Source organism: Micromonospora sp. NPDC053740, assembly GCF_040677775.1.
Taxonomy (GTDB): domain Bacteria; phylum Actinomycetota; class Actinomycetes; order Mycobacteriales; family Micromonosporaceae; genus Micromonospora; species Micromonospora alfalfae.
In genome coordinates this window covers 1-21807 of record NZ_JBFASO010000007.1, presented here as the reverse complement: position 1 = coordinate 21807, position 21807 = coordinate 1, and the positions used below count along the sequence as shown (strand labels likewise).

Genomic DNA, 21807 nt, shown 5'->3' with positions numbered 1-21807 from the left:
GGAAAGCAGTCGCGTACCGCCGTAGGCTGGGGGACGTGACAGTACGTGTGCGCTTCGCCCCTTCCCCGACCGGCATGTTCCACGTCGGCGGCGCCCGCTCGGCGCTGCAGAACTGGATTTACGCCAAGCAGCAGGGCGGCGTGTTCGTGCTGCGCATCGAGGACACCGACGCGGCGCGCAACAAGCCCGAGTGGACCGAGGGCATCCTCTCCGCGCTGGACTGGATCGGGATCTCCCGGGGCAGCTACGAGGGCCCGTACTTCCAGTCGGCGAACGCCGGCGAGCACCGGGCTGCCGCCGCGCGCCTGTTTGAGTCCGGCCGCGCCTACTACTGCGACTGCACCCGCGAGGACGTGCAGGCCCGCACCGGCTCGCAGTACCAGGGCTACGACGGCTACCACCGCGACCGTGGCCTCGGCCCCGGCCCGGGGCACGCGCTGCGCTTCCGTACGCCCGACGAGGGCGCGACGGTGGTGGTCGACCTGATCCGTGGTGAGCCCACGTTCGAGAACAAGCTCATCGAGGACTTCGTCATCGCCAGGGGCGACGGCTCACCCGTCTTCCTGCTGGCCAACGTCGTCGACGACATGACCATGGGGATCACGCACGTGATCCGGGCCGAGGAGCACCTGCCCAACACTCCCAAGCAGCAACTGCTGTGGGAGGCCCTCGGGGTCAAGCCGCCGATCTGGGCGCACGTGCCGGTGGTGGTCAACGAGAAGCGGCAGAAGCTCTCCAAGCGCCGGGACAAGGTCGCCCTGGAGGCGTACCGCGACGAGGGTTACCTCGCCGGCGCGATGCGCAACTACCTCATGCTGCTCGGCTGGGCCCCCTCCGGCGACCGGGAGATCGTTCCCTGGTCGGTCATCGAGGACGAGTTCCGGCTGGACGAGGTCAATCTCTCCTCGGCGTTCTTCGACGAGAAGAAGTTGCGCGCGTTCAACGGCGAGTACATTCGTGCGCTGCCGGTGGCCGAGTTCATCGACGCCTGCCAGCCGTGGCTGACCGGCACCGGGACCATCGCGCCGCCGCCGTGGCAGCCGGAGGAGTTCGACGCCGACGCGTTCGCCGCCGTGGCGCCGCTGGCTCAGACGCGGATCGCGGTGCTCAGCGAGATCGTGCCGAACGTCGACTTCCTCTTCCTGGCCTCACCGCTGATCGACGAGGCCGCCTGGACCAAGACGATGAAGGACGGCTCCGCCGAGCTGCTGGACGACGCCGTCGCGGCGTTCGAGGCGCTGGAGTCCTGGGACGCCGAGTCGTTGAAGTCGACGCTGGAGGCGGTCGGCGCCGAGCGGGGCCTCAAGCTCGGCAAGACGCAGGCGCCGGTGCGGGTAGCCGTCACCGGCCGCACCGTGGGTCTGCCGCTGTTCGAGTCGCTGGAGGTGCTCGGTCGCGAGCGCACCCTGACCCGGATCCGCGCCGCCCGCCTGCGCCTGGTCTGACCCACCACCCCTCCGCCGATCTTGCGGTTTCGGTTGTCGACATGAGTGGGATGCCCCTTGTGTCGGGACAGTAAGCGCAAGATCGCGGAGCAGGGCCAGCCCGGTGGTCACCGGGCTCCGCGTCGGCGGCGGAACACGAGGCCGGCCGCGAGGGCGGCGAGCAGCACCAGGCCGCCGAGCGCCCAGAGCCACCAGCGACTGCCCGAATCGGACCGCTCCGACGCCGCCGGCACAGTGGAGGCCGTCGAGCTGCCGGGGGTCGCCGACGCGGGGCCGGCGGAGGGTGCGCCCTCGGCCGACGCGGCAGCCGAGGGCGAGCCCGCCGGGTTGGTGCTGGCGGCGGCCGACGGCGAGGCGGACGGGTCGGCGGCGGTGCCGGCGGTAAGGGTGAACCGCACCTCGCCCTTCACCGGGTGCCCATCGGACGAGGCGAGCTGGTAGCCGACGATGTAGAGCCCGGCGGCGGCCGGCTTGAACGGCACCCGCACCCGACTGCCGTCGAAGGCGGGAGTCCCGCCAGCGACCACATTGTCCGGTCCGGTTATTGTGATCTTCGTCGTAGTCGGCGACGGCTTGGCGAGGAACCGCAGCTCGACCCGGGCTGGTGCCGACGCCACGCGGGCGCCGTCGCGCGGGTTGCTGCCGGTCAGCTGGTTGTGGGCGGCAGCCGGAGTCGCCGGCGCCAGAAACGACACACCGAACGCCACGCCGAACAGCACTGGCATGACCCGCACCGTACGTGTAACCCTGCCCCCCATGAACCCCTCCGTAAGGGTACGATCCGCCCGCTGATCAAACGGCTCCTCATTAGTCGAGCAGAGATCGCAGATAGTTCCAATTACTGTTCTGAAAGCTGCAACTCATCGACGTTCTGCGGAGTCTGTAGGAGTGGACGCGACCATCCGGTCGATGCCGCACCGGCAGATCGGTCCAGACGTCACGACGAAGCCATCCATCGAACGGGGCGAGGAGGCGGGATGCTCCGACACATGAGGCGCTTGGTCGCCGCGTTGGCGGGCACGCTGGCGGTGGCACTGCTGGCGCTTGGCACCGCCGGCTCGGCCTCGGCGGCGCCGAAGCCGGCACCCGCCGGAGTGGACATCACCGGCACCGGGCTGTCCGCGCCGCTGCGATTGCACGCGGACAAGGAGCCCGCCCTCGTGGGCGCGGTCATCGACCAGGTCAACTTCCTCGCCCGCACCGGCATGCCGACCGGTCCGAAGGCAGCCAACCTCGGTCCGAAATACACCGTCGTGGTGCTCGCCGGCGAGACGCCGAAGCAGACCTACGACCTCTATCCCAAGGCGATCGGCGGCCCCCGCGTCTTCCGGCCGGCGAAGCAGCCGGACGGTCGCAAGACCAGCGCCGGCTGGTTCCTGGGTCGGCTCAGCATGTCCGAGACACTGCGCACCGCCGGTGTGCCGCTGGAGCGGCAGTTCGACACGGTCAGCGGCGGCGCGGGCGGTGGCGAGCGAGTCCTCCCGGAGGACACGCTCGACCCGGCGAAGGACCTCGACGAGGCGCTCGGCGACCTGCAACACCTGCTGCTGCTCAACGTCGGCGTGATGCTGACCATCACTGTCGGCCTCGCCGGGATCGCCCTGCTGATCCGCCGCCGCACGCGCTGAACTGACGTACTCGCTGAACTGACGTCGACGTACTCGCCGATCAGCGAGTACGTCGGCGGTGCTCAGCACCAGCGGCGCGGTGGGCGCTCCCGGCGGATGGCCCTCGGCCGCGGTCGGACCGCGCCGTGCCGATGTGCCCCGGCCCAGCCGGGAAGTTCGCTGAGGCAACCAGCGGGAACGTCCGAGTCGGGCTCGGCGAGGCCGGTGGGCTCGGCAGAGCGCTGACGCGGCAGCACGGGCTCGTCATCGACGCGCCCGTGCAGTGGCTCCACCGGGTGCGATGGTGCGCCACCGACCGGCCGGCGGTGCTTGCCAGCCGCCTGCGGGTCGTGGTGCCCCGGCCGGCAGGGCTCGCCCTGGGCGCAGCCGTGCTCGGCCTCCCCGTGCGCCATCCCCGGTCTCCTCACGCTCGCCTCACCCTCGGATGCTCTCCCCGAGGTGCCCTGTCACCGTACTGGCCGGGACCGACGGGCCGCGCGCAGCGTACCCGGGGTCCGGACCGGCCGGTCCTGCTAGACGCCGCTTGAGCGCGGGAGCCGGTTACGCAGTTCACAGCTTCTTCTGGCGCCGTTCACCAGGGGCGTCACGGCCGCGGGCGCTCCGACGGTCGGTAAGGGTCCGCATACCCCTTTCGGCGCATGGCGGTGCGGTCGAGGTCCTCCCTCGGTGGGAGTTCGACGGGCGACGGCTGTGGTGGGATCGGAGCATGCGTGCGCCACCGTGGCTCGACTCTGGCACCCTCGGCCGCGACCTCGTGCTGGCCTGCGCGTCACTGGCCGGTGGCCTGGTGCTGCACGCCCTGGGTTGGCAACCACAGGTCCGTCCGGACGCGAACGTGCCGTCGGCGTTGTTCCTGCCGCCGCTGGTGGCGGTCTGCGTCGCCGTCGGCCTACGGCGGGTCGCACCACGCGCCAGCCTGGCCGTGGGGACCGGCGCGCTGGTGGTCGACACGGCGCTGGGCAGTTCGCTGGGCACGGTCCTGGTCTACACCCAGGTGCTCTACGACGCCTGCGTGTACGGCCCGCCCCGGCTGTGGCGGTGGTTGCTGCGGATCACCGTGGCGCTGAGCCTGCTCGGGGTGGTCGTTGGCGTGCTCGGGTACGGCCAGTGGCGCGGCGCGGCGCTCGGGGTGCTGGTGGTGCTCGCCGGGCTGCTGCCGGTCCTGACCGGCATCAGTGTGCGGCAGTACCGCGATCAGGCCGCCGCCGAGCGGGCGCGGGCCGAACAGACCGCCCGGCTGGTCGAGTTGGACCGTCGGCAGGCGGTCAGCGCCGAACGGGCCCGGATGGCCCGGGAGCTGCACGACGTGGTCGCGAACCACCTCAGCGCGGTGGCCATCCACGCCACCGCCGTGCTCTCCGTGCCCGGCTTGGATCGCGGTCAGGTGGAGTCGGCGTTGCGGGTGATCAGGGAGAGCAGCGTGCAGGGCCTCGCCGAGATGCGTCAGATGATCGAGGTGTTGCGCGAGCCCGGGACCAGCGCCGACCCGGCCACGCCGGAGGTGGTCACCGCGCGGCTGGCCGAGGCGGACGGACTGGTCGACCGGGCCCGGGCGGCCGGCCTCGCGGTGCGGGTCCGAACCGATGGCACGCCGGGCGCGTTGCCGGTGGGGGTGGACCTCGCCGCGTACCGGATCGTGCAGGAGTCGCTGACGAACGCGCTCAAGCACGGTACGGGTGAGGCGGAGCTGACGATCGCGTACCGGCCGGCCGAGGTGGTGCTGACCGTGGAGAACCCGGTGCGCTGGAGCGGGGCCGGGTTGCCGGGCGCCGGGGCCGGGCTGATCGGCATGCGGGAGCGAGCCACACTGCTGGCCGGCCGGTTCACCGCCGGACCGCACGACGGCCGTTGGCAGGTGCGGGCGGCCCTGCCCACCGGGGAGGGCGGGTGACCGGGCCGGCGGGGCCACCGGACGACGCGGGCCCGGCGACGGTTCGGGTGGTGCTCGCCGACGACCAGCCGGCGGTACGGGCCGGACTGGCGATGATCCTGAACGGCTCGGCGGGCGTCGAGGTGGTCGGCGAGGCGGCCGACGGGGACGCCGCGGTGCGCCTGTGCCGGGAGTTGCGCCCCGACGTGGCGGTGCTGGATGTGCGGATGCCGCGCCGGGACGGGATCTCCGCGACCCGGGCGATCGTCAGCGACGGGCTCGCCGACGTGCTGGTGCTCACCACCTTCGACCTCGACGAGTACGTCTTCGGGGCGTTGCGGGCCGGCGCGGCCGGGTTCCTGCTCAAGGACACCGACGCCGACGGCCTGGTCAGCGCGGTGCGGACGGTGGCGCGGGGTGACGGCTTCATCGCACCCACTGTGACCCGCCGGTTGATCACCGCGTTCGCGGCCACCGCGCCGGGCGCGTCGGCGGACGCCCGGGCCGCGCTGGGCACCCTCACTCCGCGTGAGCGCGACGTGCTGGCCTGCCTCGGGTTGGGCCTGTCCAACCAGCAGATCGCCGATCGACTGGTGCTGGCGGAGAGCACCACCAAGACTCATGTGAGCCGGATCCTGGCCAAGCTGGACCTGCGCAGCCGGGTGCAGGCCGCGATCCTGGCCCAGGAGGTGGGCCTGCCCGCTCCCCCGCAGCCGTGAGACGGGCCCGCTGGGCGCGCCGACAGTGGTCGGCGGACCGGTGCCGGCGTGGTTGGCCTGCTCACGACGTGTCAGGCTAGGGCGGTGAGCACGCCGGGCGGTGGGGAGCTGTCGGCCACGCTGCGCCGGATCGAACGATCGGCGGGGGCGTTGGCCACCTCCAGCGTGGCCCGGATGGACGAGACGCTCCCCTGGTTCCGGGCACTGCCGGCCGACCAGCGCTCCTGGGTGATGCTGGTGGCCCAGGCGGGCGCGAGGTCGCTGGTGCAGTGGCTGCGCGACGGCGGCGGAACGGCGGACAGCACCCAGGAGGTCTCGGACGAGGTCTTCGCCGCCGCCCCGCAGGCGCTGGCCCGGTCGATCACCCTCCAGCAGACCGTGGCGTTGATCAAGGTGACGATCGACGTGGTCGAGGAGCAGGTGGCGCATCTGGCCGCCGAGGGTGAGGAGCAGCAGCTACGCGAGGCGGTGCTGCGCTTCTCCCGGGAGATCGCGTTCTCCGCCGCCCGGGTGTACGCGCGGGCCGCCGAGTCGCGCGGCGCCTGGGACGCCCGGTTGCAGGCGCTGCTTGTCGACGCGCTGTTGCGCGGTGACTCGCCGGACGTCCTGGCCAGTCGGGCCGCCGCGCTCGGCTGGGCGGACGCGCCGCCGGTGGCGGTGGCTGTCGGTCGGTCGCCCGGCGGTGAGGTCTCGGCGGTGCTGCACGTGGTCTACCGGCAGGCCCGCCGGATCGGCGTGGAGGTGATCGGCGGCGTCCACGGCGACCGGCTGGTCATCGTGCTGGGCGGCGCGCCTGACCCGCTGACCGCCACCGCGAAGCTGCTGAGCGCGTTCGGGGACGGCCCGGTGGTGGTCGGTCCCGCCGTACCGAGCCTCGACGAGGCGACCGAGTCGGCGCGGGCCGCGCTGTCCGGCTTTCGGGCCGCACCGGCCTGGCCGAGCGCGCCCCGGCCGGTGCCGGCCGCCGACCTGCTGCCGGAGCGGGCCCTCGCCGGCGACGCCGAGGCCCGTCGGCGGCTGCGTCACGATGTGTACGCGACGCTGGTGCGTGCCGGTGGGGAACTGCTGGCGACCCTGGACGCCTTCCTGGCCGCCGGTGGCACGCTGGAGAGCGCGGCCCGGGCGCTGTTCGTGCACCCGAACACTGTCCGCTACCGGTTGCGGCGGATCGCCGAGGTGACCGGGTTCTCGCCACTGTCGCCGCGCGACGCGTTCGCCCTCCAGGTCGCGCTGACAGTGGGTCGGTTGGATCCGGTCGCCCCGCTGGCCTCGGCGGTCCCGACTCAGACAATGACCCCGGCTACCCGGAAATCCGCCCAAACAGAGGATGATCCCCGCCGATCTTTGTAGGAAACCTCTAAAGGTCCTAGTGTGGTTTGGTCGAAGGCGGCACCGCGTTACCCGCCTTTATCCGGGAGAGTCATAGACGTGCTCGCCGTACTTAGTCCCGGCCAGGGTTCTCAGAAACCCGGCTTCCTGACCCCCTGGCTCGACCTGACCGGCACCGAGGCGCGGCTGCGCCACTGGTCGGCGCTGGCCGGGGTCGACCTGCTGCACCTGGGCACCGACGCCGACGCCGACGAGATCAAGGACACCGCCCGCACCCAGCCGTTGCTGGTCGCCGCGGCGTTGCTCGCGGCCGAGCACCTGCCGCTCGACGGCGTCGCACTCACCGCCGGCCACAGCGTCGGCGAGTTGGGTGCCGCCGCCCTGGCCGGTGTGCTCTCGGCCGACGCCGCGATCACACTGGCCGGCGTTCGCGGCCGGGAGATGGCCGCCGCGTGCGCGCTTGAGCCGACCGGAATGGCCGCGGTGCTCGGTGGTGACCCCGACGAGGTGATCGCCGCGATCGAGGCGAACGGGCTCTACCCGGCCAACCGCAACGGCGCCGGGCAGATCGTCGCCGCGGGCGCCCTGGACGGGCTGGACAAGCTCGCCGCCGCGCCGCCCGCCCGGACCCGGATCATCCGACTCCAGGTGGCCGGCGCGTTCCACACCCCGTACATGGCTCCGGCCGAGACCGCGCTCGCCGCGGAGGCCGCCGGGATCACCCCCGCCGACCCGGCCCGGACCCTGCTGTCGAACCTCGACGGCACCGCTGTCGACAACGGCGCGGCAATGGTGCAGCGCCTCGTTCGTCAGGTCACCGCGCCGGTGCGCTGGGACCTGTGCATGCGGACGCTGGCCGACCTCGGGGTCACCGGCGTGATCGAGCTGCCCCCGGCCGGCACCCTCGCCGGCCTGGTCAAGCGGGAACTCAAGGGCGACGGCGCCCCGGAGATCGTCACCCTCAACACCCCGGACGACCTGCCGGCCGCACGGGACCTGATCGCCCGTATCGGAGGTCGTTCATGACTGGCAGTCGCATCGTCTCGATGGGGCACTACCAGCCTTCCCGGGTGGTGACCAACGACGACATCGCCCAGCTCGTCGACACGAACGACGAGTGGATTCGCGACCGGGTCGGCATCGTCAGCCGGCGGATCGCCGACAGTGAGACGGTCGCCGACATGGCCGCCGCGGCTGCCGGCAAGGCGCTGGCCAACTCGGGCCTGACCGCCGCCGACATCGACCTGGTAGTGGTCGCCACCTGCTCCTCCATCGACCGCAGCCCCAACGTGGCCTGCCGGGTCGCCGGCAAGCTGGGCATCACCGCGCCGGGCGCGTTCGACCTCAACACCGCCTGCTCGGGCTTCGCGTACGCGCTGGGCACCGTCGACCACGCCATCCGGGCCGGGGCGTCGCGCAACGCGATCGTCATCGGCGCGGAGAAGCTGTCCGACTTCACCGACTGGACCGACCGCTCCACCTGCATCATCTTCGCGGACGGAGCCGGTGCCGCGGTGGTCTCCGCCACCGCCGACGACGAGCCGACCGGAATCGGCCCGGTCGTCTGGGGTTCGGTGCCGGACAAGAGCGACGCGGTCCGCATCGAGGGTTGGCGCCCGTACATCCAGCAGGAGGGGCAGGCGGTGTTCCGCTGGGCCACCACAGCGATCGCGCCGCTCGCGCTCCAGGCCTGCGAGCGGGCCGGGGTCGACCCGTCGGAGCTGGCCGCGTTCGTGCCGCACCAGGCCAACGCCCGGATCATCGACGGCATCGCCAAGCGACTCAACATCCCCGACGCGATCATCGCGAAGGACATCGTCGAGTCCGGCAACACCTCCGCGGCGAGCGTGCCGCTGGCCCTGTCCAAGCTCGTCGAGCGCCGGGAGGTGCCCTCCGGCGCACCGGTGCTGCTGTTCGGCTTCGGCGGTGGCCTGACCTATGCCGGTCAGGTCGTCCGCTGCCCCTGATGACCCCCTCGGGCGCGTACGCGTCCAGGAGTGGCGGTCGGCGACGCCGGCCGCCGGAGAACCCCGATGAAAGGAACCAACCGCAATGACCCGTGACGAGATCACCACCGGCCTCGCCGAGATCCTCGAAGAGGTTGCCGGGGTGAACCCGGACGACGTGGCCGAGGGGAAGTCCTTCACCGACGACCTCGACGTCGACTCGCTCTCCATGGTTGAGGTAGTGGTCGCGGCCGAGGAGAAGTTCGGCGTCAAGATCCCGGACAACGAGGTGCAGAACCTCAAGACCGTCGGCGACGCAGTCAGCTACATCGCGGCGCAGTCCTGATCATGAGTCGTCCAGACGTCGTCGTCACCGGGCTCGGCGCGACGACCCCGCTTGGCGGGGACGTCGCGTCGACCTGGGACGCAATGCTCGCCGGCCGCTCCGGGGTGAGTGCCCTCACCCAGGAGTGGGCCGAGCAACTGCCGGTCCGGATCGCCGCCCAGTTGGCGGTGGAGCCGTCCGAGGTGCTGGACCGGGTCCGCCTGCGCCGCCTGGACCGTTCCGAGGCGATCGCGATCATCGCGGCGCAGCAGGCCTGGGCGGACGCCGGCCTCGCCGGTTCCGACCTGGACGGGGAGCGGTTGGCCGTCAGCGTCGGCTCCGGCATCGGCGGTGCCACCACTCTGCTCGCCCAGGACGACATCCTGGAGGCGTCCGGGCCACGGCGGGTCTCCCCGCACACCATCCCGATGCTGATGCCGAACGGTCCGGCCGCCTGGGTCGGGCTGGAGTTGGGTGCCAAGGCCGGCGTGCACTCGGTGGCCAGCGCCTGCGCCACCGGCGCCGAGGCGATCGCCCTCGGCCTGGACATCATCCGCTCCGGCCGGGCCGACGTGGTGGTGGCCGGCGGCACCGAGGCGGTCATCCACCCCCTGCCGATCGCCGGATTCAGCTCGATGCGGGCCATGTCGACCCGCAACGACGACCCGGAGCGGGCCTCCCGCCCGTGGGACCGGGGCCGGGACGGCTTCGTCCTCGGCGAGGGCGCCGGCATCGTGGTGCTGGAGCGGGCCGAGCACGCCGCGGCCCGGGGCGCCCGGGTGTACGCGCGCCTCGCCGGCGCCGGCATCACCTCCGACGCGTACGACATCGTGCAGCCGCACGCCGAGGGCGAGGGCGCCATCCGGGCCATCGCCAAGGCGATCGCCGACGCGGACGTGGCGAAGCGGGACATCGTGCACGTCAACGCGCACGCCACGTCGACCCCGGTCGGGGACATGCTGGAGATCGGTGGGCTGCACAAGGCGCTCGGCGACCACCCGGTGCTGTCCGCGACGAAGTCGATGACCGGTCACCTGCTCGGTGCGGCCGGCGCGCTGGAGTCGATCGCCACCATCCTGGCGATCCGCGACAGTGTCGTCCCTCCGACGATCAACCTCGACGACCCGGAGCCAGGCCTCACCCTGGATGTCGCCGCGCACAAGGCCCGCCACATGGAGATCCCGGCCGCGTTGAACAACGCGTTCGGCTTCGGCGGCCACAACGTGGCTCTCGTCTTCGCCCGCCCCTGAGATCCTGCGAAAGGGCCCCTCCTCGTCGAGAGGAGGGGCCCTTATCGTCGTTCAGCCTCGGTTGCGGGGGTGCTGTTTGGCGGTGCGCTCGTTGCCGTGGCGGTAGTTGCCGGTCCAGCGGGCCATCACCAACTGCGGGTCGTCGTCGACCTCGGCCAGGAACTCCGCGGCCCGAGCGCCGCGCAGCGTGCCGGCGACCCGGCCGTGGTGGGTGATCACCACAGTGCCGTCCGCCCGTTGCACGTGCCGGAATCCTGCTGCCGCTCCCATGGGGTGAGGCTGTCAGACCGACCGGGCGGGGGCGACCCGATTTCCGTCGTGCGGGGCGCACGATCCCGATTGACGTCGAGAGACCGCACGGCTTAGATGGGCCGACTGAAGATCGACTGACGGGGATCACCAATATGGACGTTCGTACCCGCGTCGCCGTGTCGGCGGCGCTGACCCTCGGCCTGCTGGCCGGCTGCGGCGACGACGCCGGCGCTCCGGCCGGGCCCGCGGCCGGCAGCCCGGCACCACAGGCCGCTGGCGAGCCCTGGTACGACGAGGTGGCCCCGGCGTCACCCGGCGGCACGGCCGGCGGCACCGGTTCCCCCTGCCCGGTACCGGTGACGTTTCCGCTGGCCGACGGGTGGACGGCGAAGGCGATCGAGCCGCCCAAGGGCGAGCTGGCCGAGTTGGTCGGCGAGGCGCTCACCAAGCGCGGCGGCACCACCGTCCGCTGCGAGGTCGACGGCCGGCCGGCCGGCGGCGGATTCCTGCGGATCTGGGCGGCGGACTCACCGACTGTCACGCCGCGCGCCGCGTTGGAGAGTTTCGCCGCCGGAGCCGGCGAGACGGTCGCCGGCCAACAGTTCCGCGACCTCCGCGCCGGCGGCTTCGACGCCACCGAGATGACCTGGCTCGCCACCAACCCGCTGGTCGAGGAGGAGGATCAGTCGCGGAACTGGGCGCTGGCCGTCCAGTCGGCGGGGCAGACCCTCGTCTTCGCGGTCAACGAGGGGCTGATCACCGAACGGACCGACGTGCTGCCGGCGTACCGGCTCGCGGTGCGGGGGCTCGCGAAGGGCGAGTGAGGTGGGCGTTGACCGGGCCGTGCCGGACGGTCAGGTACCGCAGGTCGTGGCGGGCAGTCCGGGGACGGTCACCGGGGACCGGCCGCCCGGCCGGGCCTTGCCGGCGAGCACGGCGGCCAGGCCGGTCATCGACGCCCGGCTGGACGAGTAGGTCGCCAGCAGCGTCGGTGACTTCGCGTCGGCCAGCACGTACGGGGTGTCCATGGCGACGGTCACCGCCGCGTCGGGGCTCAGGTCCTTGGCGCCGTCGCCGTAGCCCACCAGGTGCACGATCGTGCCGCCGCTGGGCTTGACCTGCACCCCGGCGGCGGTCAGCGCGGCGGTGAGCGTGGCCCGGGTGCCGTCCCGACCGCCGGACGAGGTGACGGTGACCGGTCCGCGTACCGCTCCGCCGCAGGCGCCCTTCAGCACGGTGACGGCGGCGGCTGCCAGCGCGTCGGCCGCCGCCCGGTGCGCCGGGGTGTTGAGCGTGGACATCTGCGCCGCCGGCAGCTCCGCGAGCTGGAACTTCATGGTCAGCACCCGGGTGACCGCCTCGACCAGCCGGGTCCGGGGCAGGGATCCTCCGCGCAGCGCGGCGAGCAGCCCGTCGTACGCCTGACCGACGTTCGGGGTCATCAGGATGAGGTCGTTACCGGCGTTGAGCGCCCGGACCGCGGCCTCGCCGGGGGCCCAGCGCATCGCGGGCGGCATGTTCATCCCGTCGGTGATCACCACGCCCTTGAAGCCGAGTTGGCCGCGCAGCACGTCGGTGAGCAGCTTGTGCGAGAACGTCGCCGGGGTTCCCGGGTCGATCGCGCGCGCGTCCAGGTGACCGGACATCACTGCCATCGCCCCCGCGTCCATCCCGGCGGTGAACGGCGGCCACGCGCCGCTCTGCAACGCCGCGGCGGACTGGGTGAGCACCGGAAGGTCCTGGTGCGAGTCGTCGGCGCTGTGGCCGTGCCCGGGGAAGTGCTTCAGGGTGGCCGCGACCCCGACCGCCTGGAGGCCGCGGACCGCGCCGCCCACCTGCGCGGCGGCCTGCTTCGGGTCGGCGCCGTACGACCGGGAGCCGATCACGGTGCTGCGGGTGGCCAGCACGTCGGCCACCGGGGCGAAGTCGATGTTGATGCCCATCGCGGCCAACTCGGTGCCGGCGGCCCGCCAGGCCGCCTCGGTGAGCTTCGGGTCACCGGCCGCGCCAGCCGCGAGGGCGCTGGGCAGCACTGTGACCCCGTCGCTCACACGGGTGACGACGCCGTACTCCTGGTCGGTGCCGATGAGCAGCGGCGCCGAACCGGCGGCGAGCCGACCGCCGGCGGTCCGCAGCCCGGCGGTGAGCTCGTGCACCTGCTTGGGGTTGTCGACGTTGGTGGTCTCCTGGTTGCCCTTGGTCGGGTCGTCGGCGCTGAAGCCGACCAGGATCAGGCCACCCAGTCGGTACTTGGCGATCATGTCGGCGGGGGTGTCCACCCCGGCCAGGGCCTGGTTACCGGCCGCCGAGCCGGCGGAGACCTTCGTCGCCGAGTCGCCGTAGGCGTACGGCATCAGCACCTGGCCGACGAGGTCTTCGTCGGCCAGCGTCGCCACCAGCGCGGCGGCGCGGCTGGCGGGGTCGCCGGCCGGCGGCGCGGCCGGGACGCTCGGGCCCGCGGACGTGCCGGCCGGGCTGGGCGTCGGCGTGGGGCGCTCCGGGTCACCGGAGCAGCCGGAGGCGAGCAGGGCGGTCAGGGCTGCGACAGCGACACTGGCGCGCCACGGGCGATTCGACACGCCGCCCATCCCACCAGCTTCTCCCTTATCGGGGCAACTTGACCTTACCGGTCGTCGCCGCTGCGACGGCGTCCGGCCAGCGGCCCGCCGGCCGGGTCAGCCGACCCGAGTGAGCAAGGTCACCGGGGCTCCGTCGCCGGCGTACCGGTAGGGCTCCAGGTCAGCGTCCCATGCCGTGCCGAGCGCCTTGTCGAGGGCGTGCGCCAGCGCCTCGGGGGCCCGGGAGGCGGCCATCAGCGCTCGAAGGCGGTCCTCGCCGAGCTGAATGTCGCCGGCCACGCCGACCGTTGCCCGGAACAGGCCACGGGCTGGCACATACATGAAGCGCTCACCGTCGGCGCCGGGACTCGGCTCCTCGGTGACCTCGAAACGGATCATGGGCCACTGCCGTAGGGCAGCAGCCAGCTCGGCGCCCGTCCCAGGACGACCGGTCCACCCGCACTCGGCCCGGCGTGCGCCGGGGTCGACGGGCTGAGCCGTCCACTGCAGGTTGACCGGCGCGGCTAGGACGCGCGCGATCGCCCACTCGACGTGTGAGCACACGGCGAGCGGGGTCGAATGGACGTATACGACGCCACGCGTTGGCACGGTGACCTCCCGGAGAGCGAGGTGCGTCTTCCCCTACGACCTCGTCCACCCAGGTGGCTGCTGCAACACATGATGACTCCTGTGACGCATGGTGCGCCAGAGAATCGGAAAAAACGCCGGGTGGAATAGCCGGACGGGTGGTCGCCGTTGCCTCTCAGGACACCGCGACGACCAGCATGATGTCGTGGTCCTGTACAGTTCCACCGGCGGCTTATGCCGCGTTACACCTTCGCGGGTCGAGTCACGTACGACCCGCACACAGCCCCCGGACGTCCAGTCCTCCCGTACGTCTTGCAAGGAGTACCTCCGTGGCGAGCAACACCTCTAAGACCGCGCGCGCGTCCGTCCGGGCCGGCCAGGCTGGCCAGGGTGGCGCCCTCAGCGTGCTGGGCGAGTTCAAGTACCTCATCCCGCTCAACGGCGGCAAGCACGCCTACGTGCGGAACCTGACCAACGGCAAGACCGCGCACCTGCGCACGGACTCCGACGCCTTCGTCGAGGAGATCCGCGTTCTGGCCGCCGCCGGCCACGCCGCCAAGATCCGGGCGGAGATCAACAACCTGGCTGCCACCCACCCGGGTGACGGCTGGGAGGCCACCGAGAAGCGCCTGGTCGCGGCCGGCGTCTTCGAGGGCTGAGCCCTCCCCCACGCACCACCGAAACCGCCCGCCGGGAGTTCCCGGCGGGCGGTTTCGCGTGTCCGGAGGCCGGGTCAGCCTGGATCGAGCAGGGCCACCTCGCCGGTGGCCAGGTCGTAGAGGCCGCCGACCACTGCCACCCGGCCGGCAGCCACCGGCCCGGCCAGCAGATCGTCCTCGCGCAGGGTGCGCACCGTGCGCCGGACGTGCCGGCGAATCGCCAGCGGCTGCACCGCCGGATCGTCGAGCCCCGCCTCGGTCACCGCCGGGGCGATCTCGTCCACCAGGTGTGCCAGCGACCCGCCGGGACGCTGCCCGGTGCGCAGCGACTCCACAGTGGCCTGCACCGCGCCGCACCGCTCGTGGCCAAGAACCATCACCAGCGGTACGCCGAGCTGCCCGACCACGTACTCGATCGAGCCACAGACCGCGCGATCGAGCACGTGCCCGCCGGTACGGATCACGCAGATCGCGCCGAAGGTCTGATCGAAGATCGCCTCCAACGGCACCCGGGAGTCGATGCACCCCAGCACCACGGCGTACGGCTGCTGGTCGCCGGAGGCCGCTGCGGCGGCCGTCACGTCGTGTCCGTGCACCGGCTGACCACTGACGAACCGCCGGTTGCCGGCGAGCAGGTCGGCAAGCGCGGCGCGGGGCGTACCGCCGGCCTGGCGCCCCTGCCCCGACGTCGCGCCCATGGGTGCTCCCGACGACCCCATGCCGTTCAGCTTGGCCCGCCGCCGTCCGGGACGGGCGAGGTCGGGAATGTTCGCCACGGTGCGATTGGCGTGGTGTCATGGCGGGTAGCCGGTGTTACCGCCGGGTATCGGAGGTGCTGGTGGTACTGGGCGGACCTGGGGAGGTGGCGATGCCGGAGCGGTTCGAGGTCGGTCTGCCGGACGGCGTACGGCTCAACGTCGAGGCGACGGGTCCGACGGACGCCCAGGTCACCGCCATCCTGCTGCACGGCTGGACGCTGGACGGGCGCGCCTGGCACCGGCAGGTCGACGCGCTCACGGCACCGCCGTTCGGCGGTGCCGTGCGGGTGGTGGCCTACGACGCGCGGGGGCACGGCCGGTCCAGCTGCATGGCGCTGCCCACTGCCACAGTGGCCCAGTTGGGTGACGACCTGGCCGCGGTGATCGACGCGGTCGCGCCGACCGGCCCTGTGGTGCTGGTCGGGCACTCGATGGGCGGCATGACGATCATGGAGTACGCGCACCGCCACCCCGCGCACTTCGCCGCCCGTACCGCCGGCCTGGTCTTCGTCTCGACCACCGCCGAGGGGCACACGCACACCGTCTACGGCCTCTCGCCGCGGATCGCCCGGTTGATCCGGCTGGCCGAGACGACCGGCGCCGGCGTGCTGGCCCGGTGTGGCTCGTGGCGCGCGCCCCGGGCACTGCTGAACGCGCTGCAACCGAGCATCCGGTGGATGCTCTTCGGTGACCGCTGCGAGCCGGCCGACATCCGCCTGGTGACGTCGGCGGTGGCTCGGGCCTCGCTGCGCTCGATCGGCGGGTTCCGCGCCTCCATCGGCGCCCAGCACCGGCTGGACACCCTCGCCGCGTTGGCCCACCTGCCGGCCGCCGCCCTGGTCGGCGACCGGGACCGGCTGACCCCGCCACCGTGCGCCGAGTCGATCGCGGCGGCTCTGCCGGCCACCGAGCTGACCGTCTGCCCCGGTGCCGGGCACATGCTGATGATGGAGCGTCCGGACGAGGTCAACGCCGCGCTCACCGGCGTGGTGCGGCGGGTGCTCGCCGAATCGCCGCCGGCTCACCGTGGCGCATCGCCGCCGGCTCACCGTGACGCGGCCCGTGCCGAGACGGGCGCCTGAGCACGTTCGCGCACCTCGGGCGCGGCGGGTCGGCTCCGAGGCCGTACTCTTCTCGGTTGGCTCGCGCGGTTCCCGCCGCCTGCCGGCGACCTCTGAAGGAGCGTGCGTTGACCGACCAGACCGGCCTGGAGCAGGAGATCGCCGTCGAGCAACGACACCTCGACCGGGTGTACGCCCGACTGGCCGAGCTGCGGCAGTCGGCCGTCCGCGCCGAGCGTGACGGCTACCGGATGGCCCGGGTGGGCACGCACGGCGCCCTGGTCGAGCGCGACGCGATGGTCTTCCACGCGGCGCAGCGGCGGCACACCCTGGACGCCGAGCACGAGGGGCTGGTCTTCGGCCGGCTGGACCTGCGCGACCGTCAGGTGCTGCACGTCGGGCGACTGGGGATCCGCGACGAGAACGCCGTGACGCTCGTCGTCGACTGGCGCGCACCGGCCGCCGCCGCCTTCTACCAGGCCACACCGGCGCAGCCGCTGGACGTGGTGCGGCGCCGCACCATCCAGTCCCGCGCCGAGCGGGTCACCCGGATCGAGGACGACCTGCTGGACCCGACGGCCGCTCCGGAGGGGATGACCGTCGTCGGTGACGGCGCGTTGCTGGCCACCCTGTCCAAGGCCACCGGGCGGGGCATGCGCGACATCGTGGCGACCATCCAGCGGGAGCAGGACGAGGCGATCCGCTCGCCCGGCTCCGGGGTGACCATCGTCGCGGGCGGCCCCGGCACCGGCAAGACCGCTGTCGCCCTGCACCGGGCCGCGTTCCTGCTGTACTCCGACCGCAGCCGCTACGCCGGCGGCGGCATCCTGGTGGTCGGCCCGTCGTCAGTCTTCGTCGAGTACATCGGCTCCGTGCTGCCGTCGCTCGGTGAGGACACCGCGACCCTGCACTCGCTGGGCACCCTCTTCCCGGGGATGACCGCCACCCGACCCGACCCGCCCGAGGTGGCGGCGGTGAAGGGCTCGCTGCGGATGCGCCGGGTGCTGGAGCGGGCGGCCCGCGACGCGGTGCCGGGCGGCCCGGGTGAGCTGCGGTTGCTCTACCGGGGCACACTGCTGCGGCTGGACCGGACCGCGCTGGACCGGATCCGGGACCGCGCGCTGCAACGCGGCGCACGACGCAACGAGGTGCGCCGAGCCGGCTTCGACGGGGTGTTCGCCGCGCTCTGGACGCAGGCCCGTGAGCTGAGCAGCGGTCGACTGCCGGAGCAACCGGCCTTCGAGGCGGAGATCGCCGAGCGGTCGGAGTTCCGGGAGTTCCTCAAGGCGTGGTGGCCCCGGCTGCACCCCCGGCACGTGCTCGGCTGGCTGGCGCAGCCGGACCGGCTGCGCCGGTACGCCGGGGGGATCCTCTCCTCGGCGGAGATCCGGCTGCTCAACGCCGCGTACCGGAACCTGGACTCGGCCGGGCTGACAATCGCCGACGTGGCGTTGCTGGACGAGTTGGACGCGCTGCTCGGTAAGCCCGCACAGCCGGCCCGAGCGCGACGCGATCCGTTCCAGCTCGCCGGCGGCGTCCGTGAGCTGAGCACCCTCGGTGAACGGCAGCGGGCCGCCCGCGCGGCGGCCCGGGAGCGCCCGGAGGACTACCGGGAGTACGCGCACGTGGTGGTGGACGAGGCGCAGGACGTCTCGCCGATGCAGTGGCGGATGATCGGTCGGCGCGGCCGACTGGCCTCCTGGACAGTGGTGGGCGACCCCGCCCAGACCGCGTGGACCGGCGATCCGGAAGAGCTGACCCGAGCCCGCGACCAGGCGCTGGGCCGGCGCAAGCGGCACGACTTCACGCTCACCACCAACTACCGCAACTCGTCGGAGATCTTCGCGGTGGCGGCGGCGGAGATCCGTCGGCTCTACCCGGACCTGCCGCTGCCGACCGCCGTCCGCTCCACCGGGGTCGAGCCGGTGGAGCTGGTGGTGCCCGCGACCGGGTTGGAGACCGCGACAGTGGAGGCCGCCGCCGGCCTGCTGGCCGAGGTGGAGGGCACGGTCGGCGTGATCACGCCGGTCCCCCGCCGGGACGAGGTCGCCGGGTGGTTGGGCGCGCTCGGCGCGCCGAGGTTGCAGGTGGTGACCAGCCTGGAGGCCAAGGGCATGGAGTACGACGGGGTCGTGCTGGTCGCCCCGAGCGAGATCCGGGCGGATCCGGGGGCCGGGGTACGCACCCTGTACGTGGCGCTCTCCCGGGCCACCCAGCGGCTCACCACCATCGACCCGACCGGCTGACCTGTGCGGACTGCCGCCAGCGGAAGGTGGTGGCCATACACTTGCACACATAGCGATGTGAGCATACATTTGACCGGGTCCCGGCCGGCGGCGGAAGGTGGTTCTCGTGGGCGCAGGTCATGACCACCACCATGGGTCCGTCGCCAATGCCGCACACCAGCACCGAGGTCGACTCTGGGCGGCATTCGGCCTGCTCGCCACCCTGATGGTGGTCGAGGCGGTGGTCGCCCTGCACACCGGCTCGCTCGCCCTGCTCTCCGACGCCGGGCACATGTTCACCGACGTGCTCGGCATCGGGATGGCGCTCGCCGCCATCACGGCGACCCGGCGGGCCACCGGCGACCCGCAGCGCACCTTCGGGCTCTACCGGCTCGAGGTGCTCGCCGCGCTGGCCAACGCCGTCCTGCTCTCCGGCGTCGCGATCTACGTGGTGATCGAGGCGATCCGCCGTTTCGGTGACCCGCACCAAGTCATCGCCGGCCCGATGCTCGCGGTGGCAGTGCTCGGCCTGCTCGCCAACATCGCCGCCTTCGCGCTGCTGCGCGCCGGGGCCCGGGAGAGCATCAACCTCCAGGGCGCCTACCTGGAGGTGCTCGGCGACCTGCTCGGCTCGCTCGGCGTCATCGGCGCGGCCCTGCTCATCACCGTCACCGACTGGTGGTGGGCCGACCCCCTGGTCGCGGTCGCCATCGGCGTGTTCATCCTGCCGCGCACCTGGCGGCTGGCCCGCGCCGCCATCCGCATCCTGGTGCAGGCCGCCCCGGAGCACCTCCAGGTGACGGCCGTGCACGACCGGCTCGCCGCCGTCCCCGGGGTCGTCGAGGTGCACGACCTGCACGTCTGGACGCTCACCTCGGGCATGGAGGTGGCCTCCGCCCACCTGACCATGGCACCCGGCGCGGAGGTCGGCGCGGTGCTCACCGCGGCGCGTACGGCCCTGCACGACGACTTCCGCATCGAGCACGCGACGTTGCAGATCGAGCCCGGTGCCGCTTCTGGAGCCTGCGGCTCCATCGAATGGTGACGGAGTCGTACTTTTCCGTGGTGACGCACGCACCGTCCGTCACATTGGCTGCAGCAGCCCCACCGGCACCGGTAGGCTCGGTCCCGGCCTCCACCAGGCGGCGCCCTCCCGGCGCCGGTGGCGGTCGCCGCCTAATCGCCCAGCTGGGCGAACCGGGGAACCATGTTCCTGGGGTGCATCCGCGTCAGCGGTAGGGATCTTCCGTCCCGAACCCGTCAGCTAACCCGGTCGGCGGCTGACGGAAGGACATGCGCAGTGGCACCAGCACGACCACCCGCCGCCCGACTGGCGGCCCTGATCGTCGCGATGTTCGCCCTCGGCGTCGCGCTTCCGGCCGGCACCGCCTCGGCCGCTCCCCCGACCGGCCTGCGGGCCGCCGCGCCCGACTCCGACGAAGAGGGCGGCACCCCGGCGTTGCGCGCCCAACTCGAGGCGGCCAGCAAGGGCTACCTGGACGCGAAGCGCGCCCTGGACACCTCGGTGCAACGGCAGAAGCAGCTCGCCACCCAGCTGAAGACCATCGAGGTCGAGATCGAGCAGCGCAACGGCAAGGTCGGCGAGATCGCCGAAGTGGCCTACCGCACCGGCCGGCTCGGTGCGATGTCGGCGCTGCTCAACAGCAACACCCCCGAAGGTTTCATGGACCGGGCGGCGGCGCTGGACGCGGTGGCGGCCAACGAGGACCGGGTGCTGCGCGACCTGCTGAACAGCAAGGACAAGGCCAACCGCACCCGGGTCGCCCTGGACGGCGAGATCAACGAACAGCGCAAGCAGGTAGCGGTGATGGCCAAGCGCAAGGAGCAGGCCGAACGGGCCCTGACCGTGGCCACCACACCCAGACCGCAGACCACGGCCGACGCGGGCTCCAACCGGGGCACCTCCAGCGCCAACGCGACTGCCGCGCCGCGCAACTCCGACGGCTCCTGGCCCTCCGAGTCGTGCAGCGTCAACGACCCCACGCCGGCCAGCGGCTGCATCACCCCGCGCACCCTGCACGCGCTCAACCAGGCAAAGGCGGCGGGCTTCACCCGGTACGTCTCGTGCCACCGCCCCAGCGGCTCCGGTGAACACCCGAAGGGCAGGGCCTGCGACTTCGCGGCGCAGAAGGGCGGCTTCGGCGGGAACGCCACCGGCGGCGACAAGACCTACGGCAACAACCTGGCCGCGTACTTCATCCGCAACGCGGACCGGCTCGCCGTGCTCTACGTGATCTGGTACCGGCAGATCTGGCTGCCCAGCAGCGGGTGGAAGTCGTACAGCGGGGCGCACGGCACCCCGTCGACCGACCACACCAACCACGTCCACCTGTCGGTCTACTGACCCAGCCGTCGTGATGCCTGTGAGTCATCGTGATGACTCACAGGCATCACGTGCGTCCGGGGGCCGGGCTACGTCGCCGGGCGTACCCGTGATGTCGTCGCTCGTCGGACGACCCGGCCGCGGTTCGCGGGCAGCATCGCGGTATGCCTCGGATCCGACCCACCACCCGCAAGGCGCTGCTCACACTGCACCTCGTCACCTCGCTCGGCTGGCTCGGCGCCGACCTGGTGCTGCTCACCCTCGGCATCGCCGTGCAGCGGGGCGCCGACCCGGCGGTGGTCTATCCAGTCACGGCCCTGGTCGGCACGGTGCTGTTCGCGCCGCTGAGCGTCCTGGTCTGGCTGATCGGAGTCGCCAGCTCGCTGCTCACCCCGTGGGGCCTGCTGCGCCACCGTTGGGTGCTGGTCAAGCTCGTGCTCACCACCGTGATGGTCGGGCTGGTGCTGTTCCTGCTCACCCCGAACCTGCGCCACGCCGGAGCGGTCGGCGCCGCCCTGCCGGCACGGGATCGCGCCGACCTGGTCATCGCGCCAGCGGTGTCGACCAGCCTGATGATCATCGCGACGGTGCTGTCCACCTACAAGCCGTGGGGTCGACGTCCCGCCGCCCGACCGGCCCGCACAACCCGTGATCGCGCCGCAACCACGATCTAGGCTCCTCCCCCGCTGCACGCCGGCAGCAGGTCAAGGCCATAGCCCCAAGCGCAAGTGGCCTGCCCTGCCCCGCAAGTGGCGTGCCCTGCCCCGCAAGTGGCGTGCCCTGCCCCGCAAGTGGCGTGCCCTGCCCCGCAAGTGGCGTGCCCTGCCCCGCAAGTGGCGTGCCCTGCCCC

Annotated in this window: 21 protein-coding genes, 1 pseudogene and 1 riboswitch; of the genes and pseudogenes, 16 read left to right on the top strand and 6 right to left on the bottom strand. The window is 72.7% G+C overall.

What is annotated here, in order from left to right:
• Positions 1–35 precede the first annotated feature (35 nt).
• Positions 36–1445: a glutamate--tRNA ligase gene (gene gltX / locus AB0K35_RS19200; RefSeq protein ID WP_308193523.1), complete on the top strand. Its 1410-nt coding sequence runs from the start codon at positions 36–38 to the stop codon at positions 1443–1445.
• A 107-nt stretch (positions 1446–1552) separates the two neighbouring features.
• On the opposite strand, the gene AB0K35_RS19195 is transcribed toward gltX, so the two are convergent.
• Positions 1553–2170 carry a copper resistance CopC family protein gene (locus AB0K35_RS19195; RefSeq protein WP_363886594.1) on the bottom strand — a complete coding sequence of 206 codons (618 nt, stop codon included), beginning with the start codon at positions 2168–2170 and terminating at the stop codon, positions 1553–1555.
• Positions 2171–2422: 252 nt separating this feature from the next.
• Here AB0K35_RS19195 and AB0K35_RS19190 point away from each other — a divergent pair, with 252 nt between their 5' ends.
• Entirely contained in the window at positions 2423–3073 is a 651-nt protein-coding gene (locus AB0K35_RS19190; RefSeq protein WP_238670065.1) for a hypothetical protein, read from the top strand.
• A gap of 62 nt (positions 3074–3135) precedes the next feature.
• On the opposite strand, the gene AB0K35_RS19185 is transcribed toward AB0K35_RS19190, so the two are convergent.
• Positions 3136–3465, bottom strand: coding sequence for a hypothetical protein (locus AB0K35_RS19185; protein ID WP_238670066.1), 330 nt, complete (start codon positions 3463–3465; stop codon positions 3136–3138).
• A 314-nt stretch (positions 3466–3779) separates the two neighbouring features.
• On the opposite strand from AB0K35_RS19185, the gene AB0K35_RS19180 reads away from it, so the two are divergent.
• The 7 genes and pseudogenes from AB0K35_RS19180 to fabF all read left to right on the top strand — a co-directional run bounded on the left by AB0K35_RS19180 (position 3780) and on the right by fabF (position 10512).
• Positions 3780–4964 (top strand): histidine kinase, encoded by a 1185-nt coding sequence (locus tag AB0K35_RS19180; RefSeq protein ID WP_238670067.1) that lies wholly within the window; start codon positions 3780–3782, stop codon positions 4962–4964.
• Positions 4961–5662: a response regulator transcription factor gene (locus AB0K35_RS19175; RefSeq protein ID WP_308193524.1), complete on the top strand. Its 702-nt coding sequence runs from the start codon at positions 4961–4963 to the stop codon at positions 5660–5662. The genes AB0K35_RS19180 and AB0K35_RS19175 overlap by 4 nt, the downstream gene beginning before the upstream one ends.
• A gap of 48 nt (positions 5663–5710) precedes the next feature.
• Positions 5711–7012 carry a helix-turn-helix domain-containing protein gene (locus AB0K35_RS19170; protein ID WP_308193525.1) on the top strand — a complete coding sequence of 434 codons (1302 nt, stop codon included), beginning with the start codon at positions 5711–5713 and terminating at the stop codon, positions 7010–7012.
• 78 nt (positions 7013–7090) lie between these two features.
• Positions 7091–7999 (top strand): annotated as a pseudogene (locus AB0K35_RS19165) (ACP S-malonyltransferase); the annotation flags it as partial.
• 14 nt (positions 8000–8013) lie between these two features.
• Positions 8014–8958 carry a beta-ketoacyl-ACP synthase III gene (locus tag AB0K35_RS19160; protein ID WP_238670069.1) on the top strand — a complete coding sequence of 315 codons (945 nt, stop codon included), beginning with the start codon at positions 8014–8016 and terminating at the stop codon, positions 8956–8958.
• A gap of 85 nt (positions 8959–9043) precedes the next feature.
• Positions 9044–9283, top strand: coding sequence for an acyl carrier protein (locus tag AB0K35_RS19155; RefSeq protein ID WP_030330276.1), 240 nt, complete (start codon positions 9044–9046; stop codon positions 9281–9283).
• Positions 9284–9285: 2 nt separating this feature from the next.
• On the top strand, positions 9286–10512 hold the full coding sequence (gene fabF / locus AB0K35_RS19150) for a beta-ketoacyl-ACP synthase II (protein WP_124855678.1): 1227 nt from the start codon (positions 9286–9288) through the stop codon (positions 10510–10512).
• A gap of 51 nt (positions 10513–10563) precedes the next feature.
• Here fabF and AB0K35_RS19145 read toward each other — a convergent pair whose 3' ends face one another.
• Positions 10564–10782 (bottom strand): hypothetical protein, encoded by a 219-nt coding sequence (locus AB0K35_RS19145; RefSeq protein ID WP_112582579.1) that lies wholly within the window; start codon positions 10780–10782, stop codon positions 10564–10566.
• 134 nt (positions 10783–10916) lie between these two features.
• Between AB0K35_RS19145 and AB0K35_RS19140 the strand changes: the two genes are divergently transcribed.
• Positions 10917–11588 (top strand): lipoprotein, encoded by a 672-nt coding sequence (locus tag AB0K35_RS19140; protein ID WP_238670071.1) that lies wholly within the window; start codon positions 10917–10919, stop codon positions 11586–11588.
• A gap of 30 nt (positions 11589–11618) precedes the next feature.
• Here AB0K35_RS19140 and AB0K35_RS19135 read toward each other — a convergent pair whose 3' ends face one another.
• Positions 11619–13352: a glycoside hydrolase family 3 protein gene (locus tag AB0K35_RS19135; RefSeq protein ID WP_363886590.1), complete on the bottom strand. Its 1734-nt coding sequence runs from the start codon at positions 13350–13352 to the stop codon at positions 11619–11621.
• Between the two features lie 87 nt (positions 13353–13439).
• A complete protein-coding gene (locus tag AB0K35_RS19130; protein ID WP_091409261.1) occupies positions 13440–13931 on the bottom strand; it encodes a DUF3145 domain-containing protein in 492 nt (163 codons plus the stop codon).
• 308 nt (positions 13932–14239) lie between these two features.
• Between AB0K35_RS19130 and AB0K35_RS19125 the strand changes: the two genes are divergently transcribed.
• Positions 14240–14569: a hypothetical protein gene (locus tag AB0K35_RS19125; protein ID WP_030330285.1), complete on the top strand. Its 330-nt coding sequence runs from the start codon at positions 14240–14242 to the stop codon at positions 14567–14569.
• Between the two features lie 74 nt (positions 14570–14643).
• Here the strand turns inward: AB0K35_RS19125 and AB0K35_RS19120 are convergent, their stop codons facing one another.
• Positions 14644–15267, bottom strand: coding sequence for a carbonic anhydrase (locus AB0K35_RS19120; protein ID WP_238670073.1), 624 nt, complete (start codon positions 15265–15267; stop codon positions 14644–14646).
• Between the two features lie 170 nt (positions 15268–15437).
• Here AB0K35_RS19120 and AB0K35_RS19115 point away from each other — a divergent pair, with 170 nt between their 5' ends.
• The 5 genes from AB0K35_RS19115 (at position 15438) to AB0K35_RS19095 (ending at position 21631) form a co-directional block, all read left to right on the top strand.
• The gene (locus AB0K35_RS19115) at positions 15438–16409 is read left to right on the top strand and encodes an alpha/beta hydrolase (RefSeq protein ID WP_363886588.1); all 972 of its coding nucleotides are present in this window, start codon (positions 15438–15440) and stop codon (positions 16407–16409) included.
• Positions 16410–16516: 107 nt separating this feature from the next.
• Complete coding sequence (locus AB0K35_RS19110) at positions 16517–18634, top strand: AAA family ATPase (protein WP_238670075.1); 2118 nt, start codon at positions 16517–16519, stop codon at positions 18632–18634.
• A 106-nt stretch (positions 18635–18740) separates the two neighbouring features.
• Positions 18741–19658 carry a cation diffusion facilitator family transporter gene (locus AB0K35_RS19105; RefSeq protein ID WP_238670076.1) on the top strand — a complete coding sequence of 306 codons (918 nt, stop codon included), beginning with the start codon at positions 18741–18743 and terminating at the stop codon, positions 19656–19658.
• A gap of 118 nt (positions 19659–19776) precedes the next feature.
• A riboswitch (cyclic di-AMP (ydaO/yuaA leader) is annotated at positions 19777–19908 on the top strand.
• Positions 19909–19964: 56 nt separating this feature from the next.
• Positions 19965–20978, top strand: a complete 1014-nt coding sequence (locus AB0K35_RS19100) for a hypothetical protein (RefSeq protein WP_238670405.1) — start codon at positions 19965–19967, stop codon at positions 20976–20978.
• 143 nt (positions 20979–21121) lie between these two features.
• On the top strand, positions 21122–21631 hold the full coding sequence (locus AB0K35_RS19095) for a hypothetical protein (protein ID WP_357280975.1): 510 nt from the start codon (positions 21122–21124) through the stop codon (positions 21629–21631).
• Positions 21632–21807 lie beyond the last annotated feature (176 nt).